6 protein-coding genes are annotated in these 6009 nt (G+C 66.7%); all 6 read left to right on the top strand.

Going from position 1 to position 6009, the window contains the following annotated elements; all coding sequences use genetic code 11:
- Window positions 1–154: 154 nt before the first annotated feature.
- From L0P92_RS45260 to L0P92_RS21415, 6 genes are read left to right on the top strand one after another with little or no spacing between them, the layout of a single operon-like run.
- The gene (locus tag L0P92_RS45260) at window positions 155–1918 is read left to right on the top strand and encodes a hypothetical protein (protein WP_273634072.1); all 1764 of its coding nucleotides are present in this window, start codon (window positions 155–157) and stop codon (window positions 1916–1918) included.
- Window positions 1915–3141 carry a hypothetical protein gene (locus L0P92_RS21435; protein ID WP_234764422.1) on the top strand — a complete coding sequence of 409 codons (1227 nt, stop codon included), beginning with the start codon at window positions 1915–1917 and terminating at the stop codon, window positions 3139–3141. Before L0P92_RS45260 ends, L0P92_RS21435 begins: the two co-directional genes overlap by 4 nt.
- Before the next feature lie 19 nt (window positions 3142–3160).
- Window positions 3161–3889, top strand: a complete 729-nt coding sequence (locus tag L0P92_RS21430) for a hypothetical protein (RefSeq protein WP_234764421.1) — start codon at window positions 3161–3163, stop codon at window positions 3887–3889.
- 11 nt (window positions 3890–3900) lie between these two features.
- Window positions 3901–4284 carry a LysM peptidoglycan-binding domain-containing protein gene (locus tag L0P92_RS21425; protein WP_234764420.1) on the top strand — a complete coding sequence of 128 codons (384 nt, stop codon included), beginning with the start codon at window positions 3901–3903 and terminating at the stop codon, window positions 4282–4284.
- A complete protein-coding gene (locus tag L0P92_RS21420) occupies window positions 4277–5416 on the top strand; it encodes a hypothetical protein (protein WP_234764419.1) in 1140 nt (379 codons plus the stop codon). The genes L0P92_RS21425 and L0P92_RS21420 overlap by 8 nt, the downstream gene beginning before the upstream one ends.
- 43 nt (window positions 5417–5459) lie before the next feature.
- Window positions 5460–5996 (top strand): phage baseplate assembly protein V, encoded by a 537-nt coding sequence (locus L0P92_RS21415; protein WP_234764418.1) that lies wholly within the window; start codon window positions 5460–5462, stop codon window positions 5994–5996.
- Window positions 5997–6009: the final 13 nt, after the last annotated feature.

Here is a 6009-nt window from a genome sequence, read left to right as displayed (position 1 = left end):
CCCCCCCCCCCCCCCCCCCCACCCCGGATCTTCAACCCCCACCGGCCAAACGCGATGATATAACAGGACCCGTGGGCACGGAGATTTGTATAAGAGCAAGGGCCCGGACGGGTCGGACGACAAGGGGGGGAACCGCAAGCCCGAGACCGACCCCATGAAGAAGCCGGGCCCGGACGCGAAGACGCAGACGGCCACGGCGCCGAAGCCCGGGCAGGCCAAGGAGGGCGTGCCCGGCAAGCCGAAGTCCCCGGCCGACACGAAGACGCCTGCGACACCTCCGGCCAAGGACAAGGACGGCAAGCCGAAGGACAAGGACGAAAAGCCGGACACCAAACCGACCGCGTCGCCGAAGCCGAAACCGAAGGCGGAACCGCCCGCCAAGCCGAAGCCCGCCCCGGACACGAAGCCGAAGCCCTCCGACGGCAAGGCGTCGGACAAGCCGAAGGACGACAAGGACGCCGGCGCGCCCAAGCCGAAGGACGACAAGGACGCCGGCTCGTCCAAGCCGAAGGACGACAAGGACTCCACGGGCAAGCCCAAGGACGCCGACGGCAGGTCACCGGACAAGCCGAAGTCCGAGGGCAAGGAAGCACCGGGCAGGCGCAAGCCCGACTCGGATCAGGACCGGACCAAGGACAAGGGCAAGGACGGCGACAAGCCTGGAAAGCCGAAGAAGAAGGACGAGGACGGCAGGCAGCCGAGGCCCAAGCACGAGAGCAAGGGCCCGAGGAAGCCGAAGCGCGACAGGCACGAGGACGGGCGGCCGAAGGACAAGGACCCCAAGAAGGAGAAGCAGGACAAGAAGGATCAGCGCAAGAAGGATGAAGACTCGAAGGAGTCGAAAGAGGAGCGGCTGCGGAAGATTGTCGCCAAGATTCGACTGAAGCTGCGCGGGCCCCTCACGCACGGTGTGCCTCGCCCCGCAATGCGAATGACCCTGGGCGGCATGCGTCTGTGGTACCGGCTCACCGATCTGTCCTTGCCGAACGGGAAGGCAGGCGCGATTCGCGCACGCCTCAATCCGGAAGCGGACGTATTCGGTGTCCAGAACGGGGTGCAACCCGAGCAGAGCCCTGAGACACAGCGACGGGAACGTGAAGCGGCCGAGCAGCTTCGCGAAGCCGAGGCGGAGCGTCTGCGTGACCAGGCGACCGGTCCCGGTGAACCGGCCGCGGATCGTACCGATCAGCGCGATGACACAGACGCACAGCGTGGATCACTGTCGGATGCTTTGACTAGCATCCTTGAGGACGCACCACTCAACCCTCGCACTCACTCACAGAAGGGAGAGTCGGTCGCCTGGGGCAAGCTGAAACGTTCGGACGCGGAGAAGAGCCTGATCACAGGCGATCACATCCCGTCCGGAAGGGCGCTGATAGAAAAGGCCAGAATGGATGCGCTGGCCAAGAGTGCAGAATCCGATGACCAGCTCAAGGAGCTCCTGGAGAAGCGAGAAGTTACGCGTCTCACTCCAGGCGAGAAGAAGATACTGAAGGCCAAGGAAGATGCCGTCTACAAGGCGGAAGAACTGGTCATTTTCACAGGTGGCAAGCTCGACAAGAAGGCCAAGGAGATCTACGACAAAGCGCTCACGGTGGTGATAGACACCGAACTGCACAAGCTCGGGCGCACCTACCTGGGGAGCAACAGGAAGAAAGACAAGAGGGCGGAGGGGGACACCACTCCTGAGCGTAAACGTTACGAGGACGACGCTCGAAACTTCACCGAGGCGGTGCGTAAGGACTTCGAGTGGTATCTCAATGTGATCGAGGGTACCGACAGGTCCACCAAGAAACAGATAGAGGCATTCATTCGGCACTACAAGAATCTCACGGACAAGAAGGTGATTGACTATTCTCCGGAGATCGATCGGATGCTTGTGAACGCGTGGAATAAGGCGAAGAAGGACCCGGAATGAGTGACATCACTGCCATTGAAACCGTGCTGGGTGATGATTCCCTGCATGGCATCACCAAACGGCAGCAAATCTTCGAACTACTCTGTGCGAAGCCGCAGCGGGGAGCCGGCGTCGCGGCGGAATACCTGGCTGAGACCGAGGACGAAGCCGGCGCCGACTATGTGGCCCAGTATCTGGCGCTGATTCCCGGGGCGCATGCCGAGAAGACCCGTGCCGCCGAGCGCCTGCGGCAGGCCGGCGTCCTTGCGCGGGCGGCAGCGTGGCTCGTGCCCTGGCTTCCCGATGAGTTGCTCGACGGCTTCGTCTCCGACTACCTGGCTGAAACCAAGCCCAGTGCGTCCCCGGCGAGCAGTGTCGTCTACAGCATCGGACTCTTCCAACCGGACCGACTGCGCCCGTACGCCGATCGGCTGGAGCCCCACATGCGGCGTGCCCTCCTGTCGGGAGCCCCCGACGAGTTGGTGGACGCGTTTCTTCGTGTCTGGCAGGAGACCCATGACCTTTCCCGGTTGGAAGCCCTGGCGCTGATCCGCACGGACCATGCCCGGGAACGGTTGCTGGCCGCGCGGGACACGGTCGACGAACCCGCGGACTGGGAAGAGCTGATGGAGCTGGCCGGAACCCTGCCGGACTCCGGACGGCCCTCCGGGTTCCGGCCCGCACACATGGCTTTCATCGTGGACAAGGGAGAGGGCCCGCATGTCGTGGGCGGTCCGTTCCAGGGGGACGTGCCGGTCTGCCTCGAATGTGAGGAGCCTGCCGAGCGCGTACTCGACCTCGCTGCGGCCTCACTTCCGTTCGGGCTGAAGAACGACGCGTCGTTCTTCTGGTACGCGTGCGAATGCGAAGCGACGGACTCGACGACGGTACGCATCACGCCGGACGGAGGCACGCATGTGTACTTCGGGCCGGCTGCTCCGGCGTCCGACACCGGCAGCCTGGTTCCTGGTGGGGAACGTGCGCTCGTCATCGAAGAGCACCCCAACCAGGTCGGCATCAGCGATGAAGCGATGGCTGGAAACTCTCAGCACCAAGTGGGTGGTCTACCCCAGTGGATCACTGTGGACCGGCACCCGCGCTGCCCGGAGTGCGGCACTTACATGCCCTTTCTCGCTTCGATCGGAGGCGACCTGACCCCCTTCGGCGAATTGGGCTTCGAAGGATGTCTCTACGGGTTCTGGTGCGACGACTGCTGCGTCTCCAGCACCAAATACCAGTCCTGATGAGCTGCGGAGGCAGACCATGACCCGCTACGCCGACATCCCCAAACCCATCCGCTCCGGAATAGTCGTGGTCAACCCCGACACCGGCACCCCCCAACGCATCATCGTCCTGCAGTTCAACCCCGACACCCTGGAGCGCAGCGTCGCCCCCCAGTCCGCCGGTGACAGCGGTGACTCCGGGAGTGGTGGTACCGGTAGCGGCGACCGCAACGAAGCTCTCCGGCTCAAGGGTCCGGCCCAGGAGACCTGGAAGTTCACCGCTGAGATCGACGCCACCGACCAGTTCGAGGTCGCCGCGCCCGACGGGATTCACCCGCAGCTCGCGACCCTCGAAATGCTGGTGCAGCCGACCACCGCCCAGCTGCGCGCCGCGATGAAGCTGTCGCAGAAGGGGGCCATCGAGATCAGTCCGATCGAGATGCCGTTGACGCTGTTCACGTGGGGGAGCAAGCGGGTCATGCCCGTCCGGCTCACCGAGTTGTCCGTCAACGAGTCCGCCTTCGACGTGAATCTCAATCCGATCCGTGCCTCGCTCAGCATCGGTATGAAGATCCTCACCGTGAGCGACCTCCCGGCCGGCCACCGCGGCGCCGACCTGTACATGGCCCACCTCGCGCAGAAGGAACGCCTCGCCGCGGCCGCCCGCGGCGGCAGCCTCGGCTCCCTCGGGCTCGGCGGAGGCATCGGCGGAGGCGGTGGCCGAGGCGGACTCGGATTTGGAACCAACGCCGTGATCGGCAGGGGCTGAGGAGGACAACCATGGCTGAGATCGAGCCGTACGAGAACGCCCTGGACGCGATACCAGGCTCCCACCCCTACCCGCGCACCAGCCGGTACCACGACGCCGAGATAGGGATCCACCGGCGCCCCGACGGGACCGAAGTGCGGTACACCAAGCGCCAGTTGCTGCCCCCCGTCGACCAGACCGAGGACCCCGACCTCACCCAGCCGCACACCGTCGGCGCCGGCGAGCGCCCCGACCTCCTCGCGCAGCGCTACTTCGGCGACCCCGGCCAGTGGTGGCAGATCGCCGACGCCAACCCCGTACTGGATCCACGGGAGTTGACCGACGAGGCCGGGCGCGTCATCGACATCCCGCTGGCCGGCGGGTTCCCCGGTGGCAGGGGGGACCGGCGTGTTTGATCTGCCCGTGGGGCAGGGCCCCGTACACATCACGCTCCAGATGGGGCCCAAGCTCGCCCGGCCCGTCCCGGCCGAGGTGACCGAGGCCCTGCTGTCCGCCCAGATCACCGCCACCGCGGGCGAGCGCAGCGGCTTCCAGCTCGCCTTCGACCTCACCAAGAACGGCATCATCAGCCGACGGCTGCTGCCGGAAGGGTTCTTCGATCCCAAGACCCGGCTCATCGTCGGCGTCACCGTCCGCGGCACCTCCGCCGTCCTCTTCGACGGACTCGTCGTCCGCCACGAGGTCGGCGCCAGCAACCAGCCCGGCCACTCCACCCTCACCGTCACCGGCGAGGACCTGACGCTGCTGATGGACCTGGAGGAGCGCACCGCGCGGTACCCGAACCTCCCGCCCTCCGAGCGCGTACTCGCGATCCTGCGCCGCTACTCCGACTACGGCATCCGGCCCGACGTCTACACCGAGAAGGTCGCCCAACCCCCGCACCAGGACCTCCGCGTCCACTACCAGACCGGCACCGACCTCCAGTACGTCACCGAGCTCGCCCGCGCCAACGGATACACCTTCTACCTGGAGCCCGGACCCAACGCCGGTCAGTCCTCGGCACGCTGGGGACCGGAGATCCGCCTCGGCATCCGCCAGCACGCCCTCATCGTCAACATGGACGCCAACTCCACCGTCGACCAGCTGACGTTCGCCTACGACGGCACCGCACGCGAAGAGCCGCAGGCCCGCTGGCAGAACCCCGAGACCCGGCAGTCGGACCTGCTCCCGCAGCCGTCCATCAGCCCGCTGCGCCCGCCCCTCGGCAAGCGGCCCACCCCGGCCCTGAAGCGCAGGACGCTCTCCGGCACCGCCAAGCACCAGCGCGAGCAGGCCGAGGCCGAACTCCTCGCCCGCGCCGCCGTGTCCGCCGACGTCGTCTCCGGCTCCGGCTCCCTCGACGTCATCCGGCACGGCTACATCCTCCAGCCCCGCCAGCTCGTCGGCGTACGCGGCTCGGGACGGGCGTACGACGGCGACTACTTCGTCAAGTCCGTCACGCACAACCTGCGTCCGGGCTCCTACCAGCAGAACTTCACCCTCTCCAGGGAGGGTCTGGAAGCGCGCGGCGACCACGTCCGGCCCTGACACCTCAACGACCACAGACCCACCGACCAGGAGCAACCCCACCATGGCGGCACCCAGCAATCGCTACCTCGGCAAGTTCCGCGGCCGCGTCGTCGACAACGACGACCCGCTGCGCATCGGCCGGATCACCGTCGAGGTCCCGGACGTCCTCGGCAACGAGCCGTCGACGTGGGCGCTGCCCTGCCTGCCGTTCACCGGACCCGAGTCGGGCCAGTTCGTGGTGCCGCCGCCGGGGGCCGGCGTGTGGGTGGAGTTCGAGCAGGGGGACCCCAGCTTCCCGGTGTGGACCGGGTGCTGGTACGGCGCCGCCGACGAGCTTCCGCCCGACGCGCGCCGCGAGCTCCAGGCGAACTCGCCGAACAAGCCCGTCGTCGTACAGACGCCGCAGGCCCACAAGCTCGTCATGAACGACACGCCCGGCGCCGAGCAGGGAATCCTGCTCCAGGCCCAGGGCGGCGCATACATCCGTATCACCAGGGAGGCCGTGGTCATCTCGACCGGCGCGGGCGCCGAGATCCTGCTGCGCGGCAACGAAGTGACCATCAACGAGGGCCAGTTGACCGTGCTCTCCAAGCGATGAGGAAAGACGGGGG

Origin of the sequence: Streptomyces muensis (assembly GCF_021474425.1) — a bacterium.
Taxonomy (GTDB): domain Bacteria; phylum Actinomycetota; class Actinomycetes; order Streptomycetales; family Streptomycetaceae; genus Streptomyces; species Streptomyces muensis.
The sequence above is the reverse complement of the archived record's forward strand: the minus strand, read 5'-3'. Positions and strand labels throughout refer to the sequence as shown.

Coding starts and splice junctions, on each gene's coding strand:
- L0P92_RS21415 (WP_234764418.1), top strand. CDS start 5,460: ATGGCGGCACCCAGCAATCGCTACCTCGGCAAGTTCCGCGGCCGCGTC.
- L0P92_RS21430 (WP_234764421.1), top strand. CDS start 3,161: ATGACCCGCTACGCCGACATCCCCAAACCCATCCGCTCCGGAATAGTC.
- L0P92_RS45260 (WP_273634072.1), top strand. CDS start 155: ATGAAGAAGCCGGGCCCGGACGCGAAGACGCAGACGGCCACGGCGCCG.
- L0P92_RS21425 (WP_234764420.1), top strand. CDS start 3,901: ATGGCTGAGATCGAGCCGTACGAGAACGCCCTGGACGCGATACCAGGC.
- L0P92_RS21435 (WP_234764422.1), top strand. CDS start 1,915: ATGAGTGACATCACTGCCATTGAAACCGTGCTGGGTGATGATTCCCTG.